Raw genomic sequence first — 20103 nt, 5'->3', positions numbered from 1 at the left:
CTACCTGTAGTTCGGCCGGTAGCCGGCGGGCGGGGCGCCCTGGTGCCAGTTGCCGTACTGGTCGTACCAGCCGCCATAGCGCGGGTCCGTCGGCTGCGCGACATAAGGGTCGGGCGGAATGCGGTCCGGCTCCGGCGCCGGGGTCAGCGCGCCGCCGACGGCGCCCAGGGCACCGCCGATCAACGCGCCGCGCCCGGCGCTGCCGGTGACGGAGCCGACCAACGCGCCCGCGCCGGCACCCAGCGCACCGCCGGCCAGGGCCCGCTGGTTGCGGTCGTTCGGGTCGCTGCACGCCGCGAGCAGCGCCAGCGGAGCGGCGAGCAGGGCAAGGCGGGGATTGGGCATCGGCGATCTCCTGTCAGTCCGGAAGTGGCGTACCACGTTGGTCACAACGCCGCCGTGCTACGCCGGTTCGCCTCGCTTCAACTGGCTGAGATCAGGCGGGACGGCCCTGCTTGCGCGCCGCGGCGTCATTCGCCGCACTCGGCGGTGCGCCATGCGTGCCCTGTTCCTGCTGCGCGCCGGAATCCGGCCGGGGTGCCGCCAGCGACGGCTCGCCACCCAGCGGCTCGCTCCGCATCGAGGAGAAGGTGCCCTTGCCGTCCAGCGAGGCGCCCTCGGTCCAGCGCCCGCTCGGCACCATGCCGGAGACGTCATGGCCGAAGAAGGCGTAGCTGAAACGCGCATGCTCCGCGCTGTCCGGATGCGAGTTCGGAATCGGAAGCTGCGCCTGATGGCCGCCCAGCTCCTCCACCACCGCCAGCCATTGCTGCTGGTGCATGGTGTCGCGTGCCACCAGGAAGCCCAGCATGTCCTTCATGCCCGGATCATCCGTCATCCCTTGCAGCCGTACCGCCAGCGCGCGGCCGCTGGATTCGGCCGTGGCATTGGCCAGCATGTCGGCGGCGATGTTGCCGCTGGCATAGACGTGGCTGGCGTTGAAGGGCACGCCATTCGCATCCTCGGCCGTCGCCGCAAGGCCGCTGGACAGGATGTGGCGCAGGTTCATGCCGTTCAGCACGGCACCGGCGATCGGGTTGGCGGCGGCGTCTTCCTGCAGGGAAAGCGGCGCCTTCTCCAGGTTCAGCGCGACGGCGGTGGCCAGCATCTCGATATGGCCGATCTCCTCCGTGCCGGTGTTCAGCAGCATGTCGCGGTACTTTGCCGGGCCACGGCAGCCCCAGGCCTGGAACATGTACTGCAGGCAGACGCGGATCTCGCCTTCGACCCCGCCGATGGCCTGTTGCAGCGCGCGGGCGAAGATCGGGTTCGGCTTCTCGACTCGCACCGGGTATTGAAGCTTTCCGTCCATGTAGAACATATTCGGCTCTCCTGGGTTGGAGGGACCCTCCGTTCGGCCCCGGCAGCCAACGGATGGGCAGTGGCCGGGTTTGGCCGCAGTGGCGGAACGAGGCAGCGAGGGACCGACAGATGCACAGGCGGATGATGCTGGGCGGCGGCACGGCCCTGCTGGGTGGTGCGGCGCTGGGCAGGGTGGCGGGCGCGCAGCAGGCGATGCCGCACCATGGCGTGCCGATCCCCGCAGACCGGATGGCGCCGCTGCGCGGGCAGGGGCCGGTGGTGCTGACGCCCGCCCAATACGCGCAGCGCTTCGTCGACAGCCCCGCGCCGGCCGGCCCGCCCGGCCGGTGGGTGAACCGCGCGCCGCTGCCGCTGCCGCGCACCGAGATGGCCTGGGCGGCCGAATGGGACGGCAAGCTGCATGTCGTCGGCGGCTATGCCGAGCAGCAGGTCAACAACACCTGGCACCATATCTATGACCCGGCCACGGATAGCTGGAAGGAAGCCGCCCGCCTGCCGCGCGGTGCCAACCATGTGGGCGTGGTGGCGCATGCCGGGCGCGTCTATGCCTTCGGTGGCTTCAGCAACCAGAACCGCGGCGCCGATACGCTGGCCTTCGCCTATGACGTGGCGGCCGATCGCTGGGACCGGCTGGCCCCCATGCCGAGGCCGCGCGGCGCCGGCGCGCTGGCGGTGATCGACGGCAAGATCCACCACATCGGCGGCGCTTCGGAGCCGGAGCGGGAACGTGCCTCGGTCGGCTGGCACGAGGTGTATGACCCGCAGGCGGACAAATGGGAGATGCGCAAGGCGCTGCCCGGCGCGCGGGACCATGCCGGCGTTCTGGCGCATGACGGCGCCATCCACATCATCGGCGGCCGCTTCAACACCTTCGAATATAACACCGGCCTGCACCACGTGTACCTGCCGGCGCAGGACACCTGGGTGGAGCGCGCGCCGCTGCCGACGCCGCGGTCCGGCCACGGCCTGGTGCTGTATCGCGGCCGCTTCTTCGCCATGGGTGGCGAATCCGGCTGGTTCGAGAACCGCGTGCTGACCGGCAAGGTGCATGGCCAGGTGGAAAGCTACGACCCGACCTCCGACACCTGGCAGCACCACGCGCCGATGCCGACGCCGCGCCACGGCATGGGCGCGGTGACCATCGGCGACTTCATCTATGTTGCGGGCGGCGGCCCGGTGGTCGGCGGCGGCATCAAGACGGCGGTGCATGAGGCCTTCACCCTCGGCTGATGCGGCGCCGCGGATTTCTCCTCCTGCCAACCCTGCTCGCGGGGGGCGCGCAGGCGGCAACGGTACAGGGCGATGCCGCCGCCGCGCTGATGGCGCGGCTGCGGCGCGGTGGCGTGGTGGTGGTGCTGCGGCATGCCATCACGGATCGCAGCCAGGCGGATCGCGGCTACCTGTCGGATCGCGCCGGCCAGCGCAACCTCTCCGCCGCCGGGCGGGCGCAGGCGCGCGCGCTCGGCCAGGCCTTCGCGCGGCTGCCGCTCGGCCAGGTGCTGACCAGCCCGGTGTTCCGGGCGCGCGACACGGCAGAACTGGCCTTCGGCGCGCGGGCGGTGGTGGAGCCGCGGCTGACGGCGGATGACTACACGCCGGATGCGGCACTTCTGGAAGCCAACATCGCCTGGCTGCGCGACCGCATCCGCAGCCCCTCCGCCCCCGATGCGGTGGATGTGCTGGTCGGGCATATCGTGCCGCTGGGCATGGCGCTGGGGCGCGGCTTGGGCCAGGCGGACTATCCGGAAGGCGCTTCCGCCATCTTCGCGCCGGGCGGCCGGCTGCTGGGCGTGCTCGCGGCAGGGACGCTGGGCGCGGCCTGATCAGCCTGCCGGCTTCGGCGGCTCCCGGATCGTGGCCTCGGAGGATTTCAGCACGCTGGGCACCAGCCTTTCGGAGAAGCCGGAGAGGAAGGTCCAGACCACCAGCAGCGCCAATTGGGCATTCGGTAGTACCAGGCGCAGCGGCGTGATGCCTTCCCGGCCCGGGCTGGGATGGCTGAACTGGTCGAAGCTCATCTCGGCGAATTTCGGAATCAGCGCGCCACCGATGACGCCCGACAGCAGGAAGAAATAGACGATCACGGCGCCGGTGGTGCCGACGGCCCCGCGCAGCAGGATCGAGGTGAGGTCCCGCGCATCGTTCAACTCGCCCAGGGTCATGGCGCCGCGCTTGGCCTGAAGCGTCAGCAGGCGGCTGAACATCGCGCCGAAGAAGCCGGTGGTCGCCGCGGTGTACAGCGGCAGCCAGGCCCAGCCCGAAAAGGACATCTCGCCCGGCGGCGCCGGCCGCGGCGTGAGGTAGATGACGACATAGGGCAGCAGGAACAGGATGCAGCCGACGATCCCGACGCCCGCCACCAGCCTCGATGCACGCTTCTGGATCGGCCGCGCGTGGAACTTGCGTTGCAACGTCCAGTGGATTTCTTCCAGCACCGCCAGCAGCAGGGCGCGCAGACGGACCGCGCCACCCGGCTTCAGCCCTGGCGGATGCTGCGCCGTATCGGCCACCAGCGGCAGCGTCGCCTCGAAATAGCTCTGCAGCCGCGGCGCGCTTTTCACCTTTTCCTCGACCGCCTCATCCAGCCGGCGCCGGATCTCGGCGACCAGCGTGTCCTCGGGCTCCAGCAGCGCCAGGCGCCGCTCGACCTGGTAGGCGCGGCTCCAGATCAGGTCTTCGGAGGTCGCCGTGCCGTTGGCGCTGTCGGCCTGGATGGCCTGGATGGCGGCCTTGATGTCGGCGATTTCCGCGGGCGTCGGGCCATCGGCCGCCAGGCGCGTGCCCAGGAAGTCGGCCCGCACCTCAAGCTGGGACAGGAAGTTGTGCAGCATCGTGAAGTGCTGAACGGCGGGCATGGCCGACCTCCCCCCAAGGCGCCGCGCTCCCGGCGGGCAGGATCAGGACATGCCGCGGACAGTTTCACAACGAAAATGCCGCGCGCTCAGCCCAGCATCGCCCGCATCAGGAACCCCGCCGCGGCGGTGATGCCCAGCGTCCGCAGCAGGCCGAGCTTCAGGCCGAACAGGCAGGCGGCCGCCAGCACGCTCAGCAGCAGCGCATCCGGCTGCAGGCTGGTCGCATCGGGCAGGTCCAGCCGGAGCGGGCCGAGGCTGGTGGCCTCGACCCGCGCGAAGATCACCCGCAGGCCGAACCACAGCGCCAGGTTCGCAATCACGCCGACCACCGCCGCGGTCACCCCGGCCAGCGCCGCCTTCAGTCGCGGCTCCGCATGCAGCCTCTCGACGAAGGGCGCGCCGAGGAAGATCCAGGCGAAGCAGGGTGCGAAGGTGACCCAGAGTGCGAGCAGGGAGGCCAGAACCCCGCCCCACAGCCCGTGTCCACCGTGGCCCGCCAGGAAGCCGACGAATTGCAGCACCAGGATCAGCGGGCCGGGCGTGGTCTCCGCCAGGCCGAGGCCGGCCAGCATATCCGCGGCCGTCAGCCAGCCGTAATTCTCCACCGCCTCCTGCGCGACATAGGCCAGCACGGCATAGGCGCCGCCGAAGGTGACCACCGCCATCTTCGAGAAAAACCAGGCGACGTCGCCCCAGGGCGCGCTTCCCATCAGCAGCGCCACCGGCCAGGCCCAGAGCGCCAGCGCCACCAGGCCCGCCGTGCGCGCCCGGCGGGCCATGCGGGGAATGCGGTCCGGGTCCTGCAGGATCAACGCATCCAGCAAGGCCGGCGGGCCGTCCCGGGCATCGCCGTGGCCGGTTCCGTTGAATGCATGCGGCAGCGCGTAGCCGATGGCCGCCGCCGCCAGCACCACGATGGGGAAGGGCAGGTCCAGCGCGAAAAGCGCGAGGAAGGCGGCCACCGCCAGCGCCCAGGGCAGGGGGCCGCGCAGCGCGCGCTTCGCCACGCGCAGCAGGGCTTCCACCACCACCACCAGCACGGCGCATTTCAGGCCGAAGAACAGCGCCGCCACCAGCGGCACGGCGCCGAGCGTGACATACAGCACCGACAGCGCCAGCATCACCGCCGCGCCCGGCAGGATGAACAGCAGCCCCGCCACCAGCCCGCCGCGCACGCCATGCATCAGCCAGCCGAGATAGGTGGCCAGTTGCTGCGCCTCCGGCCCCGGCAGCAGCATGCAGAAATTCAGCGCGTGCAGGAATCGCGCATCCGAGATCCAGCGGTGCTGCTCCACCACCTCCCGGTGCATCAGCGCGATCTGCGCGGCGGGGCCGCCGAAGGACAGCAGGCCGATACGCAGCCAGACGCGCATCGCCGCGCGAAGGGTGGGAAAATCCGCGCGCTGCGGCATGTCCATCAGGTGAGTCCCTGGGCCGGCCAATTGTGAGTCTCCCCTGTGGCATCGCGGCACCACAAATAGAAGGCGTCATAGAGCGACAATCCGGCATCGAGCTGCGCCAGGTCGTCGCCATGCAGCCGGGACAGGCCGAGCGACGCGGCCAGCAGCCCGGCTGCTTCCGGTGCCAGGTCGGGCCGCGCCGTATCGGCGCCGCGCACCAGCAGCGCCAGGCGCTGCAGGGCCGGGCTTGCCAAGCCGAATTCGGCCAGCATCGTGTCGAAGGTGCAGGTCTCGCCGCGATGGCTCCAGAACACGCCGTCGATGTCGAAGGGCGTCGCGCCGTAATGGGCGGCGACGGCAGCGACCTCCGACGCCGCGACGAACAGGAACACCGCCTCGCGGTCGATGAAGCGCCTGATCAGCCAGGGGCAGGCGATGCGGTCCACCTTCGGCCGCGCCCTGGTGACCCATAGCGTGCGGCCCGCCGCGTCGGGTGGCGGCAGCGGCGCGTCCCGGAACAGCGGAAGTCCGGCGGCGCGCCAAGCCTCGAAGCCGCCTTCCAGCACCCTGGCCTCCGCGCCCTCGTGCCGAAGCCAGGCGGCTGCGCCTTCGGAAAGCTTCAGCCCGCGCTGGCAGATGACGACCACCTCACGGCCCCGCTGTGCCGGCGCCCAGGCGGTGATCTGGCGATGGTCCTGGCGCCGCGCCGCGGGCAGGCTGCGTGGATCCGCGGCGGCATCCTCTGCCAGCCGCACATCGACCAGCAGCGGCGCATCAGCGAGGCCGATCCTGCGGGCGAGATCATCGGGTTTGATCGAAGGTAACTCAGGCATGGGCGTCCACTCCCTGGCGGGTGGTTGGACGCGATGCTTGGGCACATGCCTGGCCCGTGACTGAGGGTGGCCGGGCAGGTGACTGATGGGGCGATCGCGGTGGCCCCGGGCGGAGACTAGGATTGGCCGGTCGTGCCGGTCAACCGGCGCGCCGCGTTGCCTCAGCGCGGGCCGCGCGGCGAACTCGGCACGCCGCAGCCGCAATCTTCCTGCGGCGGTGGGCCGGCGGGCTGCCCCAGGGCCGGCAGAGCGGCCAGGAAGAAAAACAGGATGATCAGCTTCATGCCCGGCAGCTCCCTCACAGCAACAGCGAAAGGCCGGAGGCCAGCAGCAGCCCCAGCAACACCAGCCGGAAGCCCTGCGCCGGAATCCAGCGATAGGCGATGACGCCAAGCCAGCCGCCCAGCGCCAGGGCCGGCAGCGCCACCAGCAGCATGCGCGCACTTTCCTGCCCGAAGAAGCCGCCGGCCAGCAGGCCGACCGCGGCGGCCATCTGCATCGCCACGATGAAGGGCTGGTAGATTGCCCGCCCTTCATCCTTCCGCACCCCCTTCAGATCCCCCCACATCGCCAGCAGCGGGCCGGAGAAGCCGCCGAGTCCGCCCAGGATGCCGCTGGCGAAGCCCACCGTGGCATCCGCCGAGACCCCCGCCTGCATCGAACCGGCGGGTCGCGCGCGGGCGATGCCGATCAGCGCCCAGGACGAGTAGCCCACCAGCAGCAGCCCGACTCCGGCGGCGACCGCGCCCGGATCTACCCGCGCCAGCAGCAGCACCCCGACCGGCGTGCCGAGCAGCCCGCCGATGATGTAGGGCCGCAGCACCTGCCAGCGCACCGCCGGCCATATCGCGCCCAGCGTGGCGAGCTGGATCATCAGCGAGCCCACCACCAGCACGGGCGCCGTCTGCTGCGGCGGCAGCCAGTGGAACAGGATGCCGGCGGCCACCAGGTTGAAGGCGAAGCCGGCCATGCCGGAAGCGAAGGCCGCGACGAAGCAGCCGCCGAGCAGGATCAGGTATTCGAAGGGCATCGCGTTTCCAGGTCTCGGCGCAGATCCAGAACCAACCGCACTAACGTGCCGCGCGCCAGCCCCCCCGCTTTCTTGGAACCCGCCTTGTGCGGACCCGTCTCGCATGGTCCTTTCACGGCAATACGGGAGCTTGGAAACGATGGCGCAGCGCGGTGCGGATGTCCTGGTCAGTGGCCTCAAGGCCGCCGGGGTAACGCGGATCTTCACCCTGTCGGGCAACCACATCATGGAGGTGTTCGACGCCCTGGTCGGCTCGGGCATCGAGCTGGTGCATACGCGGCACGAGGCCGCCGCGGTGCATATGGCCGATGCCTATGCGCGGCTGACCGGGCAGGTCGGTGTCGCTATGGTCACCGGCGGGCAGGGCCATGCCAATGCCACCGCCGCGCTGTGCTCCGCCTTGGCCGGCGAGGTGCCGGTGCTGCTGCTGTCCGGCCATGCGCCGCTGGCCGATATCGGCAATGGCGCCTTCCAGGAACTGCCGCAGGCGGCGCTCGCCGCGCCGGTCAGCAAGGCGGCCTGGGCGGCGCAGACCGCCGCCGGGCTGGCGCAGGATGTGGCGCGCGCCTTCGGCATCGCGCTCGGCGGCCGGCCCGGCCCGGTGCATCTCAGCCTGCCGACCGATGTGCTGGAGGCGAAGGTGGAAGCCGCGCCGGTGCCGCAGAACGGCGCCTTCGCCCGCAGCGCCATGCCGCTGGGCGCGGAAAGCGCGCTGCTGGTGGCGCAGGCGGTGGCCGCCGCCGCGCGGCCGCTGCTGATCGCGCCGCCCGCGCTGTGCACCCCCGCCGGCCAGGTGGCGATGGCGGCGCTGGAGGCGTCCTCCGGTCTGCCCGTGGTCGCCATGCAATCGCCGCGCGGCCTGGCGGACCCCTCGCTCGGCGCCTTCCCGGAGGTGCTGGCGGAGGCCGACCTGGTGGTACTGATCGGCAAGCCGATGGATTTCACCCTGAAGTTCGGCCGCAGCCCGGCGACGGCCGCCGGCTGCCGCTGGATCGTGCTGGAGCCGGAGGGCGCGCTGGTGGCCCGCGCGCAGCGGCTGGTGGAGGACCGCCTGGTCTTCGCCGCGGTGGCCGATGCGGCGGCCAGCATCGCGGCGCTGGCCAGCGTGATGCGGCCCGTCGCGGCGCAATCCGGCTGGGCGGACCGGGTGCGGCAGGCGGTGGCCTGGCGCCCGGCGGAATGGGCGGCGCTGGCCGGCGCGCCGGCGGGGCCGATCCGGTCCGCCACGCTGGGCCATGCGGTGAATGCGGCCGTCGCCGCGCATGGCGCCACCTTCGTCTGCGATGGCGGCGAGATCGGGCAATGGGGCATGGCGATGGTGCGCGCCGGAACCCGCATCGTGAATGGCGTGGCGGGCGCCATCGGAGTCGGCATCCCCTTCGCCATCGGCGCCCGCGCCGCAAAGCCGCAGCCCACCCTGGCGCTGATGGGCGATGGCAGCTTCGGCTTCCACATGGCGGAACTGGACACCGCCGCCCGGCACGACCTGCCCTTCGTCGCCGTGGTGGGCAATGACAGCCGCTGGAACGCCGAGCACCAGATCCAGGTGCGCGACTATGGCGCCAACCGCGCGCATGGCTGCGAGCTGGCCCCCGGCACGCGCTACGACCTGATCGCCACGGCACTCGGCGGCCATGGCGAGACGGTGGAACAGGCGCAGGACCTGGCGCCCGCGCTGGATCGCGCCTTTGCCAGCGGCAAGCCGGCCGTGGTCAATGTGGTGCTGGACGGCCAGCCGGCGCCGACGCTGCGACGTTAGGAGGTTCCAGGAATGAGCGATCCGCATGCGGTGGAAAGCCTGGCGGCGCTGGAGGCGTTGTACGGCGCGGCGGTGCCCGGCTCGCTGTTGAAGGTGCGGCGCGACATCGATGCGCCGAGCCGCGACTTCATTGCCCGAAGCCCCTTCTGCATCCTGTCCACGCGCGGCGCCGATGGCGCCGTGCATGGCACGCCGCGCGGCGATGCGCCGGGCTTCGTCACCGTGCTGTCCGGCACCGAGCTCGCCCTGCCGGACCGGCGCGGCAACAACCGGATCGACGCGCTGCGCGACATCGTCGGCGATCCGCAGGTGGCGCTGCTGTTCCTGATCCCCGGCGTGGGGGAAACGCTGCGGGTGGCGGGCCGCGGCACCATCACCACGGACCCGGCGCTCTGTGCGCGCCTGGCGGAACAGGGCAAGGCGCCCGCGACCGTGCTGCGGATTGCGGTGGAGGAGGTGTTCTTCCAATGCGCCCGCGCGCTGCTGCGCTCCGGCCTATGGGGCGATACGCCGCGCCCGGCTGGGGTGCCGACGGCCGGCCAGTTCCTGAAATCCGCGACCGCCGGCGCCTTCGATGCGGAGACCTATGACCGGGAGGCCCCGGCGCGCCTCGCCGCCAACCTCTACTGAAAGGCCCCCTCGCCCGCAGGGCGGGAGAGGGGGGTCCATCCGCGTGCCGTGCCCAAGGCTAACGCGCGTCGGGCGGGTTGCGCCGCTGCATCCAGGTGATCAGCCCCATCACCACCCCGATGACGCCGGCGACAAGCGCCACGCCGAGCAGCGCCAGCGAGACGCCGAGTTGCAGCACCCGCGCCACAAGACCCAAGGCCGCCAGCAGGACGGCGATACCGATCACCCATCGAAGCATTCTGTGAAGCATCCCCTCGGCCGAGCCCTGACAGCGCGCCGAGGGTCGAAGGGTTCCGATACCTTCAGTTGATCCGGCCGAGCATGCCGCGCACGATCACCTGCGCCTGGATCTCCGCCGCACCCTCGAAGATCGACAGGATGCGCGCGTCGCACAGCAGGCGGCTGATGCCGTATTCCAGCGCATAGCCGTTGCCGCCATGGATCTGCAGCGAGCAATCCGCATTGGACCAGGCGACGCGCGCCGCGAGCAGCTTGGCCATGCCGGCCTCGATGTCGCAGCGCCGGTCGGCGTCCTTCTGCCGCGCGGCGAAGTAGGTGAGCTGGCGGGCCATCATCGTCTCCGCCACCATCCAGGCCAGCTTGCCGTAGACACGCGGGAAATGCTGGATGGTCTTGCCGAACTGGTTGCGGCCCGCGGCGTAGTAGGCGCCGTGCTCGATGGCGTTGCGCGCCACGCCCAGCGCCCGCGCGGCGGTCTGGATCCGGGCGCTTTCGAAGGTCTCCATCAGCTGCTTGAAGCCGCGCCCCTCGACGCCGCCCAGCAGGTTGGCGACCGGCACCTCGAAGCCATCGAAGAAGATCTCGTATTCCTTCATGCCGCGGTAGCCGAGCACGGGAATCTCGGTGCCGCCCATGCCCTCGGCGGGAAAGGGGTTGCCGTCCGTGCCGCGCGGCTTTTCCGCCAGCAGCATGGACAGGCCCTGGTAGCCCGGCGCATCCGGGTCGGTGCGGACCATCAGCGTCATCAGGTCGGACCGCGCGCCGTGGGTGATCCAGGTCTTCGCGCCATATACCTTGTAGACGTCGCCGACGCGCACCGCACGGGTCCGCAGGCTGCCGAGGTCGGAGCCGGTGTCCGGTTCCGTGAACACCGCCGTCGGCAGGATCTCGCCACTGGCGATGCCGGCCAGGAACTTCTGCTGCTGCTCCGGCGTGCCGGCCAGGCGGATCAGCTCGGCCGCGATCTCGGACCGCGTGCCGAGCGAGCCGACGCCGAGATAGGCGCCGGACAGCGCCTCCGACACCAGGCACATCGCCACCTTGCCGAGGCCGAGGCCGCCATGTTCCTCCGGCACCGTCAGGCCGAACACGCCCATCTCGGCCAGCTTGGCCACGGTCTCGATCGGGATCAGCTCGTCGTTGCGGTGCCAGGCCTGGGCGAAGGGCTCGATCTCGGCGGCGGCGAAGCGCAGGAAGGTGGCCTGCGTCGCCTCCAGCATCTCATCCTCCAGATGGTCGGCGCCGAGCTGGTTCTCGGTGGCGGATTTCGCCAGCAGGCGGCGCGCCGCATCCAGTGCCGCCAGGTCGGACAGCGCGGCCAGCGCCGGCTCGGCCTGGAAGCGGGCCAGTGCCTCGGCCGGAACGCCCATGTCGGCCGGGCGGATGATCTCCGCCTGGCTCATCGGGATGCCGCCGGCGAGCTGCGCCAGGTATTCCGCGAAGCCGAGATGCAGGATGGCCTGTTCGGTGGCGCCGAAGCGCCCGGCCTGGTCCAGCCGCTCCGCCCAGCGCAGCGTCTCCCGCAACGCCGCCACATAGGTGGCCTGCCAGGCGAGGCCATGGCCGGCCAGTTGGTGGCGCTCGAGCAGGGCGCCGCTGACCTTGCCCTGGGGGGCGAGCAGCGCGGCGAGCGCGGCGCGCGTCACCTCATGCAGGCGCTCGGCGGCGTCCAGGCCGGCGGAGGCGCGGGCGAGCAGGTCGCGGGCGTTGCTGGTGTTGGCCACGATCTGGTCCATCCGTATCACTCCTTCGGGCCGGCTATGGTGCCGGCGTCATGCAGCTTGCCGATTGCGCAGGTGGTGAGGCCGAGCACTTCCGCCAGCACCTGCTCGGTATGTTCGCCGAGCCGGGGCGCCGGCGCGGCGGGCGCGCGTTCGGCGAAGCCGAGCGGCACGGCGGGCGCCAGGATCTCGCCGACGCCAGTCTGCGCGATGGTGGTGAACATCGGGTTGGCGGTCGAGCACCGCGCATCCTCCCGCACCAACTGCCCGAAATCCTGGTAGGGGCCCCACAGCACGCCGGTGCCGGCGAAGGCCTCGCCGATCTCGGCCAGCGTGTGCCTGGCGAACCAGGGGGCGAGCACGGCATTGATGGCGTGGCGCGCCTCGAACCTGCCGCCCTCGTCGTTCAGGTCCACGTCCAGCATCGGGCCGATCATGGCGATCTTGTCCGTCAGGCCCGTCGCCTTGCCCACCGCCTGCCATTGCCGGTTGGAGATGGCGCAGACCATCACGCGGCGGCCATCCCTGGTCGGGAAATCGCGGCCCCAGGCGCCATACAGGTCGTTGCCCATGGCCGGGCGCACCGAATCATTCACCTGCACATCGGCGACGTAGCCGAGCGTCGCGACCGAGGCGAGCATCACATCCGACAGCGCCAGCGTGACTTCCCGGCCGCGGCCATCCTGGCGGCGCGCGCGTTCGGCGCCGAGCAGGCCGGTGGCGAGGTACAGGCCCGCGGCGATGTCCCAGGCCGGCAGCACATGGTTCACCGGATCGCCGCCGGGGCCCGTCGCGGTGGGGAAGCCGCTGGCGCAGTTCACCGTGTAGTCCACGGCGCCGGAGCCATCATGGTTGCCGGTCAGGCGCAGCATGATCAGGTCCTCGCGGTGCTTCGAAAGCTCCGCATGGCTCATCCATCCGCTGGCCGGCAGGTTGGTCAGGAGGATTCCCTTGCCCTCGCCGGGGGCACATATCAGCGCGCGGGCAATCTCCCGCCCCTCCGGCTTGTGCAGGGCCAGCGCCACGCTGCGCTTAGATTTGTTGAGGCCGGTCCAGTAGAGGGAGGTGCCGGTGGGGGCCAGCGGCCAGCGGCGGTAGTCGATGTTGCCGCCGATCGGGTCGATGCGGATCACCTCCGCCCCCATCTGCGCCAGCGTCATCCCGCCGATCGGCGCCGCGATGAAGGCGGAGACTTCCACCACCCGAAGATCGCTGAGAAAGCCCGCCATGTGATACCTCCGGATGTGCGGGGGTCGGTCTAGACCATTTTCCGATCCGGCGGAATCGCCCGGGGTCCGGTCCGGCGCGATGGAACCGACCCGAAAGGATTAGCCCTTATCCGCCGGATGTCCGCAGTATTGCTGCGCCGCAATCATGCTAGGCTTGCCCCGCGAAAATATCCGGGGCCGGACATCATGAATGTGGCTGCACCCAGCATCCCAATGACTTCTCCCTTGCGGGATGCAGTCGCCACACATCAGATTGAACGTATCGCAGCATTGGATTCGATGCGCGGCATCGCGGCGATCATTATCATCGTCTACCATTGTATCACCGTGTATCCGGGAATATTTCACGTCCTCGACGGTTATGGGCGGAACGCCTTCGATGGCGGTGGCCTCAGCGTGTTCCTGCTGACCACGCTGCCGCCAAGCCTGCTCTGGTCGGGGCGCGAGGCGGTGCTGTTCTTCTTCACCCTGAGCGGCTTCGTGCTGACGCTGCCCTTCCTCACCACGCGACCGCCGAACTATGTGCCCTTCCTGATGCAGCGGATGGTGCGGCTGCTGCCACCCTGCATCTTCATCGTCCTGCTCATCGCGGCCCTGCTGCCGATCATTCCCGTCGGCGCGAGGAACGCGACGCCGATGACCATCCTCGACTATTGCTGGTTCGAGGCACCGAACCTCTGGATGGTGCTGCGGCAGGCGCTGCTGTTCGGCGATTTCTACTCGCTCAACCCTGTGCTCTGGACGCTGCACTACGAATGGCACGCCTCCATCGTGTTTCCCCTGCTGGTCGCCGTGACGGCGCTGGGCACGCGGGTGGCGGTGCCGCTGTTCCTGATCGGCGCCGCGATCGCCTATGGGGAACTGCGGCTGACGGGTGCCACCGGCTATGCGATGACGTTGTACTACCTGCCTTATTTCGCCTTCGGCAGCCTGCTGGCGCGCCATCGTGCGGCAATCCGGGCCTGGATCGGCGGCCTGTCCGGCGGCGCGCGGCTCGGGCTGTGGGTGGGCTGCTACATCCTGCTGAAATTCCGCTGGCTGGCCCCGGCGCCGGCCGTGCTGGATGACCTGGTGAATGGCGCCGGCGCGGCCCTGCTGATCGCGCTGGTCATCTCCTCCGCCACCGCGCAGGCGTGGCTGATGCGCGGCCCACTACCCTGGTTCGGCAAGGTCTCCTTCAGCCTGTACCTGGTGCATGTCCCGGTCATCCTTCTCATGGTGGAGCTGATGCCGGCGGTGGTCCCGCTGCCCGTGACGCTGCTGGCCGCGGCGCTGCTGTCGCTCGGGCTGGCGCAGGTGATGTTCCGGACGGTGGAACTGCCTTGCATCCAGCTCAGCCGCCGCATCGCCAAGGCGCTTGCGCGACCGGTGCAACCCGCCGGCCTCAGAACCGAATCAGCAACCTCGTGAAGACCGCGCCGGCATCCAGTTCGCGCACGCCGGCGCCATCCGGCTGGCGGGTGATGCGGCGCAGGCCCTCCAGCTCGACCTGGGCGCGGTCGGACAGTTGCAGCCGCACCCCGCCGCCCCAGGAGGCGAGGCGCCGCGCGCCGGCATCGCTGGCATTGTCGGTGGCGCGGGCCTCGTCGCGGAACAGGTACAGCTGCAGGCCGCGCGGCTCCGCCGACCAGGGCAGGGGCAGCTGGGTGGCGGCCTGGATCTCCAGGCTGCCGGCGATGGCGCGGTCGCCGGCCAGCTGCCCGGCGAAGAAGCCGCGTCCCAGGCGGTTGCCACCGAGGTAGAATTTCTCGGCCGGCGGCAGCGCATCATCGCTCCACTGCACCGCCCCGGCGACATGCGCCGAGACCATCCAGCCTTCCGCCGGCTGGAATAGCGGCTGCGTCCGCGAGGCCTCCGCCACCGCCCGGAAGAAGCCGAAATCGCTGCCGAGCCGTGCGCTGGTGCCATGACTGCCGGTGCTCGCGCCCAGCGCCTCCAGCCCGCGATGCAGCCGCAGGCTGCCGGTGCTGACCGCGGCGGCGGGGGCGAAGCCGAGCCTGGCGTCCCGGACCTCGCCCTCCACTCCCAGCCGCAGGGCGCGGACCGCATCCCGGCTGGCGCGTTCCCGCGGCGCGCCATCGCCCGGGCGCAGCCGCACCAGGCTCTCGAAGGCATCGAGCTGCGCCGTCAGGGTCAGGTTGCGCGGGCGGGACCGGATCAGCGGCTGGCTCAGCGCAAGGCCCGCCACCCGCGTCTCCCCGGCATAGCCCAGCGCCGCCAGCGCCCCGCCCGGCGCCGCCCGCCCGGCGCCTGCGAAGCCGCGCAGCCGCAGGCCGGAGGCGCCGAGGAAGACCTCGTGGCTCAGCTGGCCGAAGCTCTGGCCGTGCTGGTCGGATTGGAACAGCGCCAACTCGCTGCGTTCGCCGCGATGGGTGAGGGCATTCAACTGGCCCACCAGCAGCCCCTGCCAGGCGCCGGTCGCGGTATTGCCGCGATTGTCCAGGCTGGCGAAGCCGGACACCGCCTGGCGTTCCAGCCGCACCAGCAGCTCCAGCGCGCCCGGCTCCCCCTCCACCGGGCGCAGGAGGCCGCGGGCGGTGACGCCGGGAATGTCGCCGGCCAGCAGCAAGGCGCGTTCCAGCGCCGCATGGGGCAGGGGGCGCTGGCCGACCAGCGGTTCCAGGAAGCGGCGCAGCTGCCGTGCCGCCGGGCCGATCTCGCCCTCCAGCGCCAGGGTGGCAACGAAGCCCTCCGTCACCGTCAGCAGCAGGTCGGCACGGCCTTCCGCCCCAGCCGAGAGGCTGGCGCCGACGGCGACATAGGCGAAGCCCGCGGCGCGATAGGCGGCCAGCGCGGCCAGGCGCGCGGCCTCGATCTCGGCCAGCGTCGCGTCCTGCCCGGCCAGGCCCGGCGGCAGCAGCACCACAGCCGGCAGCGCCGTGTTGCCGGCGACCCGCACCGCGCCCAGCGCCACGCGACGCAGGGCGCCGGGGCCCGTGGTGGGCGGCGGCTCCGGCGGCAGCAGCGCCGGGCCGAGGCTCGGGGTGGGGGCGGGGGCGACGCGCTCGATCAGGCCGGGCTGCGGCGGCGGCGCAGCCTCCTGCCCAAGCGCCGGCCCGGCCAGGACACTGGCGAGGAGGACAGCGCAGGCACGGCTTCTCGCATCGCCCTGCAACGCCCCCGCCTTCACCTGACCTCCGCAACCTGTGCGCGATCACCCTGGCGGAACCTCTACCCCGGCGTCAACGCGCCTTCTGCAAGCAACGGGATCGGGCCCAGTCCGGGCAGGTGGCGGAAGGGCAGGCCGTAGACCCGCTCCAGCAGCGCCGGGTCCAGCGCGACATCGGGTGGGCCGCAGGCCAGCAGCCGACCCTGTTCCAGCAGGGCCACGCGGTCCGCCACGAAGGCGGCCTCCTGCAGGTCGTGCAGCACCACCAGCACCGCCAGCCCCCGCCCGGCCAGCCGGCGCAGCAGGCGCAGCAGCGCGGCGCGGTGGCCCGCATCCAGGCTGGCGGTGGGTTCGTCCAGCATCAGCGCGGCGGGCATGCCGGCGCCATCGAGCTGCGCCAGGGCGCGGGCCAGATGCACCCGCTGGCGCTCGCCGCCGGACAGGGTGGCGTGGGCGCGGGGCGCCAGATGCGTCACCGACGCTTCCGCCTGGGCCGCGGCGATCGCCTCGGCATCGCGCGCCGTCTCGGCGGGGTGGCCGTGCCAGGGCAGGCGGCCGAGCGCCACCACGTCCCGCGCCAGCATGGGAAACGCCACGCCGACATGCTGGCCGAGCACGGCCCGGCGCCGCGCCAGGTCGCGCGGGTGCCAGGCCGGCAGGGGCCGGCCTTCCAGAGTCACCTGGCCGGCGCCGGGCGTGACCTCGCCGGCCAGGATCTTCAGCAGGGTGGACTTGCCGGCGCCATTCGGCCCGGCCAGCACCAGGACCTCGCCCGGCCGCATTTCCAGCGAGACATCCGCCAGCAAGGACCGGCCGCCGGCCTTCAGCCAGATGCCCCGCGCCGCGATCATGCTCCGGCTCCCTCGCACCCGAGGAGCGCCATGCCTGCGCTCCCGCGGCTTCGCACGTCTGCGCGCCTGCGGTTTGTCATGTCTGCGCGCCTGCGGCTTGGCATGTCTGCGCGCCTGCGGCTTGTCATGCTTGCGCGCCTGCGGCCTGTCATGCTTGCGCGCCTGCGGCGCGACGCAGCAGCCACAAGAAGAAGGGTGCGCCGATCAGCGCGGTGACGACGCCCACCGGCAGTTCCGCCGGTGCCGCCAGGCTGCGCGCGGCGAGGTCCGACAGCACCAGCAGCGCCCCGCCGAGCAGCGCGGAACCGGGCAGCACCAGCCGGTGGCCGGAACCGAAGCCGAGCCGCAGCAGATGCGGCACCACCAGGCCCACGAACCCGATCAGCCCGGTGAAGGCGACACCCGCGGCGACCGCAATGGCCGCCAGCGTCACCGCCACGCGCTTCACCGTCTCCACCCGATGGCCGAGGTGGAAGGCCTCCGCCTCGCCCAGCAGCAGCGCATCCAGCGGGCGGGCCAGGGCGATCAGGCCAAGTGTCGGCAGGCCGACCAGGGCAGCCACCACCGGCACCTGTTCCCACCGCGCCCCGGCCAGGCTGCCCAGCGTCCAGAAGGTGATGTCGCGCACCTGGCGGTCATCGGCGGTGAAGATCAGCAGGCCGGTCAGCGCGCCGGCCAGCGCATTCACCGCGACGCCGGCCAGCAGCAGCGTGGCCACGCCGGTGACGCCGCCGACATTGCCGAGACGCGCCATCAGCAGCGTCGCCGCCAGCCCGCCGAGAAAGGCCGCCAGCGGCAGCATCCACAGGCCGAGCGCCCCGGCCGCCACGCCGAACAGCGTGGCGCCGAAGACGATGGCGGCCACCGCGGCCAGCGCGGCCCCGGCGGAAACCCCGATCAGCCCGGGGTCCGCCAGCGGATTGCGGAACAGCCCCTGCATCGCCGCCCCCGCCGCGCCCAGCCCGGCGCCGATGATGGCCGCCAGCAGCACGCGCGGCGCACGGATCACGCCCAGCACTGCGGCATCGCGCCGGAAGGCATCCGGCAGATCGGCCAGACCCAGCGCATCGGCCAGCACCGCGCCGAGCCCGCCGGGCGAGATGCGGGCCGGGCCGAGCAGCACGCCGGCCGCCATCGCCGCCAGCAGCACGACCAGGCCGCCGGCCAGCACCCACGGGGTGCGGTCGATGCCGACCCGCATGGCAGGTACGACGCGGGCGATATGCATCACACCCAGGGCCGCGCCGGCAGGGCGGGCAGGTTGGCAGCCGGATGCAGTCGCGCCGCCAGGTCGCGCCGCGCATGCGCCGCGCGCGGGCCGAAATTCAGCATGTAGGAGCCCTCGAGCGCCACCACGCGGCGCGTCGCGGCGGCGGGGGTGACGGACAGCGCGGTGGCGCGCAGCACGCCATCGATGCCGCCGGCCTCGGCCAAGGCGTGTTCCATCATCACGATCACCTCCGGTGCGCGCTGCGCGGAAGATTCGGCGGAGAGCGGGCGATAGCCCTGGAACTCCGTCACGCAATTCTCCGCCCCCACCGCGGCCAGCAGCGCATCCGCATGGGTGTTGCGGCCGGAGACCAGCGGCGCGCCGCGCGCCGCGGACAGCACGAACAGCGCCCGCGCCGGGCGCAGCGCCGCGATCGGCGCATCCAGCGCCGCCCAATCCGCCGCCACCGCATCCGCCAGCCCGCTGCCATCCTGGCCGAGCGCCTGGGCGATGGCGGTGATCTTGCGCCGCACCGCCGCCGCGCCGGCGCCATCCGGGATCATCGCGACGGGCGCGCCGGCGGCGCGCAGCACCGCGATGGATTGCGGCGGCCCGGCCTCATCCGACAGCAGCAGCAGGTCCGGGTCGAGCGAGATCAGACCCTCCGGCGCCAGGGACCGCAGATAGCCCACCTGCGGCAGCGCGCGCGCGGCGGCGGGGAACAGGCTGGTGCTGTCCACCGCCACAACCTGTGCGCCGGCACCCAGCGCGAAGACGGTCTCCGTCACCGCGCCACCCACCGTGACGATCCGCGACAGCTCCGCGCGCGCCGGGCGCGCGAGCGGTAGCGTCGCGGCCAGGCCGAGCAGGGCGCGGCGCTGCATCACGCGGCGCGCTCGGCGGGCCAGGGCGTGCCGGAAACATCGGCGACAACCGCGCGCCAATCCTCACGCTCCGGCTGGCCCGGCTTGCGGGCGCCGAACATCATCGCGATCGTCTCGCCCGTCGCATCCAGCAGCTCGATGCTGGTCACGTCGCCATCGGCGGTGGGCTTCACCACGCGCCACGCCTCGGCCACACCGGCCTCGCGCAGATGCAGGTTGAAGGCCGGGTCCAGCACGTTGAACCAGCCCGGCGTGGCGCGCAGTCGGGCGACCGGGCCAGTGTGGATCTGGATGGCGCCGCGGTTGCCGACGAAAACCATGATCGGCACCTCGGCGCTGGCCGCACGCTGCAGCGTGGCGACCGCAGCGGCAGACGGCAGGCGCAGCGCCAGATCCTCCCCCGCCAGCCGAAAGGCCTGGCGGCGGCTGGCCTTGTGCCGGCGCAGCAGGGTGATGAAGTCGTGCGTGTCCTGCAGCGCCTTCCATTCCTCGCGCAGCTTCGCTTGGTCCACCGGGGTCTCGGTGGCGGGCGCAGCGGGCTCGGCGGCGGTCATCGGCGGCAGCGCGGCCGCCGGCGCGGCGAATTCGGCGATCACCGCATCCCAGCCCGCCGTGTCGGTCTCGCCGGTGGCGAAGACCTTGTGCACCGCGTTGCCGTCCTTGTCGAAGATCTGGATCGAGGGGCGGTCGCCGCCCAGCGCATAGGCATGCGCCCAGCGGCCCGGGAACAGCCGCAGGTCGATATCCGGGCCGAGCACCAGGATGTGCCCGGGGCCGGAGGAGACATCGACGAAACGGCCATGCCGTTCATGTACCGCATGCTCGTTCCGCGTCAGGCACATGATGCCGCCGAGGCGCGGCATAGCGGCGAACAGCGCGCCCCATTCCGGCTTCAGCGGTGTCGCCGGCCCGGTGACGCCGGCGGCGACCAGCGCCGCCTCCGTCGTGTTGAGGCGCTGCGCCGCGTCGCGCACCCGCACCGGGCCGGCTTGCATCAGGTCCGCGTAGCGTTCGTTGAGGCTGGGCATG

At 71.9% G+C, this 20103-nt stretch carries 20 protein-coding genes; 5 read left to right on the top strand and 15 right to left on the bottom strand.

Annotated features, from left to right (window positions below):
• Both HB662_RS22330 and HB662_RS22325 read right to left on the bottom strand, forming a co-directional pair.
• Window positions 1–345: a YMGG-like glycine zipper-containing protein gene (locus HB662_RS22330; protein ID WP_168052927.1), complete on the bottom strand. Its 345-nt coding sequence runs from the start codon at window positions 343–345 to the stop codon at window positions 1–3.
• Between the two features lie 91 nt (window positions 346–436).
• Entirely contained in the window at window positions 437–1312 is an 876-nt protein-coding gene (locus HB662_RS22325) for a manganese catalase family protein (protein ID WP_245185804.1), read from the bottom strand.
• 119 nt (window positions 1313–1431) lie between these two features.
• Here HB662_RS22325 and HB662_RS22320 point away from each other — a divergent pair, with 119 nt between their 5' ends.
• Both HB662_RS22320 and HB662_RS22315 read left to right on the top strand, forming a co-directional pair.
• Entirely contained in the window at window positions 1432–2553 is a 1122-nt protein-coding gene (locus tag HB662_RS22320; protein WP_245185803.1) for a Kelch repeat-containing protein, read from the top strand.
• A complete protein-coding gene (locus HB662_RS22315; protein ID WP_168052923.1) occupies window positions 2553–3146 on the top strand; it encodes a histidine phosphatase family protein in 594 nt (197 codons plus the stop codon). The genes HB662_RS22320 and HB662_RS22315 overlap by 1 nt, the downstream gene beginning before the upstream one ends.
• Here the strand turns inward: HB662_RS22315 and HB662_RS22310 are convergent, their stop codons facing one another.
• From HB662_RS22310 to HB662_RS22295, 5 genes are all read right to left on the bottom strand, one after another.
• Window positions 3147–4178: a hypothetical protein gene (locus HB662_RS22310; RefSeq protein ID WP_168052921.1), complete on the bottom strand. Its 1032-nt coding sequence runs from the start codon at window positions 4176–4178 to the stop codon at window positions 3147–3149.
• A gap of 86 nt (window positions 4179–4264) precedes the next feature.
• Window positions 4265–5596 (bottom strand): chromate efflux transporter, encoded by a 1332-nt coding sequence (chrA, locus tag HB662_RS22305; protein WP_168052919.1) that lies wholly within the window; start codon window positions 5594–5596, stop codon window positions 4265–4267.
• Window positions 5596–6411, bottom strand: coding sequence for a chromate resistance protein ChrB domain-containing protein (locus HB662_RS22300; protein ID WP_168052917.1), 816 nt, complete (start codon window positions 6409–6411; stop codon window positions 5596–5598). The genes chrA and HB662_RS22300 overlap by 1 nt, the downstream gene beginning before the upstream one ends.
• 161 nt (window positions 6412–6572) lie before the next feature.
• A complete protein-coding gene (locus HB662_RS29810) occupies window positions 6573–6695 on the bottom strand; it encodes a hypothetical protein (protein WP_280865243.1) in 123 nt (40 codons plus the stop codon).
• A gap of 14 nt (window positions 6696–6709) precedes the next feature.
• On the bottom strand, window positions 6710–7441 hold the full coding sequence (locus HB662_RS22295) for a sulfite exporter TauE/SafE family protein (RefSeq protein WP_168052915.1): 732 nt from the start codon (window positions 7439–7441) through the stop codon (window positions 6710–6712).
• A gap of 139 nt (window positions 7442–7580) precedes the next feature.
• On the opposite strand from HB662_RS22295, the gene HB662_RS22290 reads away from it, so the two are divergent.
• Window positions 7581–9200, top strand: coding sequence for a thiamine pyrophosphate-binding protein (locus tag HB662_RS22290; protein WP_209443412.1), 1620 nt, complete (start codon window positions 7581–7583; stop codon window positions 9198–9200).
• Between the two features lie 12 nt (window positions 9201–9212).
• Window positions 9213–9830, top strand: coding sequence for a pyridoxamine 5'-phosphate oxidase family protein (locus HB662_RS22285; protein ID WP_168052911.1), 618 nt, complete (start codon window positions 9213–9215; stop codon window positions 9828–9830).
• Window positions 9831–9888: 58 nt separating this feature from the next.
• Here the strand turns inward: HB662_RS22285 and HB662_RS22280 are convergent, their stop codons facing one another.
• The 3 genes from HB662_RS22280 to HB662_RS22270 all read right to left on the bottom strand — a co-directional run bounded on the left by HB662_RS22280 (window position 9889) and on the right by HB662_RS22270 (window position 13020).
• Window positions 9889–10068 (bottom strand): hypothetical protein, encoded by a 180-nt coding sequence (locus tag HB662_RS22280; protein ID WP_168052909.1) that lies wholly within the window; start codon window positions 10066–10068, stop codon window positions 9889–9891.
• Window positions 10069–10132: 64 nt separating this feature from the next.
• Entirely contained in the window at window positions 10133–11806 is a 1674-nt protein-coding gene (locus HB662_RS22275) for an acyl-CoA dehydrogenase family protein (RefSeq protein ID WP_168052907.1), read from the bottom strand.
• Window positions 11807–11811: 5 nt separating this feature from the next.
• The gene (locus tag HB662_RS22270; protein ID WP_168052905.1) at window positions 11812–13020 is read right to left on the bottom strand and encodes a CoA transferase; all 1209 of its coding nucleotides are present in this window, start codon (window positions 13018–13020) and stop codon (window positions 11812–11814) included.
• A gap of 117 nt (window positions 13021–13137) precedes the next feature.
• Between HB662_RS22270 and HB662_RS22265 the strand changes: the two genes are divergently transcribed.
• Window positions 13138–14430 (top strand): acyltransferase family protein, encoded by a 1293-nt coding sequence (locus tag HB662_RS22265; protein ID WP_342449558.1) that lies wholly within the window; start codon window positions 13138–13140, stop codon window positions 14428–14430.
• On the opposite strand, the gene HB662_RS29995 is transcribed toward HB662_RS22265, so the two are convergent.
• From HB662_RS29995 to HB662_RS22240, 5 genes are all read right to left on the bottom strand, one after another.
• A complete protein-coding gene (locus tag HB662_RS29995; RefSeq protein ID WP_168052901.1) occupies window positions 14405–16150 on the bottom strand; it encodes a ShlB/FhaC/HecB family hemolysin secretion/activation protein in 1746 nt (581 codons plus the stop codon). The genes HB662_RS22265 and HB662_RS29995 overlap by 26 nt on opposite strands.
• 41 nt (window positions 16151–16191) lie before the next feature.
• On the bottom strand, window positions 16192–16980 hold the full coding sequence (locus HB662_RS22255) for a heme ABC transporter ATP-binding protein (RefSeq protein WP_168052899.1): 789 nt from the start codon (window positions 16978–16980) through the stop codon (window positions 16192–16194).
• Window positions 16981–17128: 148 nt separating this feature from the next.
• A complete protein-coding gene (locus tag HB662_RS22250) occupies window positions 17129–18208 on the bottom strand; it encodes a FecCD family ABC transporter permease (protein ID WP_168052897.1) in 1080 nt (359 codons plus the stop codon).
• Window positions 18208–19074 (bottom strand): heme/hemin ABC transporter substrate-binding protein, encoded by an 867-nt coding sequence (locus HB662_RS22245; protein WP_168052895.1) that lies wholly within the window; start codon window positions 19072–19074, stop codon window positions 18208–18210. The genes HB662_RS22250 and HB662_RS22245 overlap by 1 nt, the downstream gene beginning before the upstream one ends.
• On the bottom strand, window positions 19074–20102 hold the full coding sequence (locus tag HB662_RS22240; RefSeq protein ID WP_168052893.1) for a hemin-degrading factor: 1029 nt from the start codon (window positions 20100–20102) through the stop codon (window positions 19074–19076). Before HB662_RS22240 ends, HB662_RS22245 begins: the two co-directional genes overlap by 1 nt.
• Window position 20103: the final 1 nt, after the last annotated feature.

The organism is Falsiroseomonas frigidaquae (assembly GCF_012163145.1).
Taxonomy (GTDB): Bacteria; Pseudomonadota; Alphaproteobacteria; order Acetobacterales; family Acetobacteraceae; genus Falsiroseomonas; species Falsiroseomonas frigidaquae.
The sequence above is the reverse complement of the archived record's forward strand: the minus strand, read 5'-3'. Positions and strand labels throughout refer to the sequence as shown.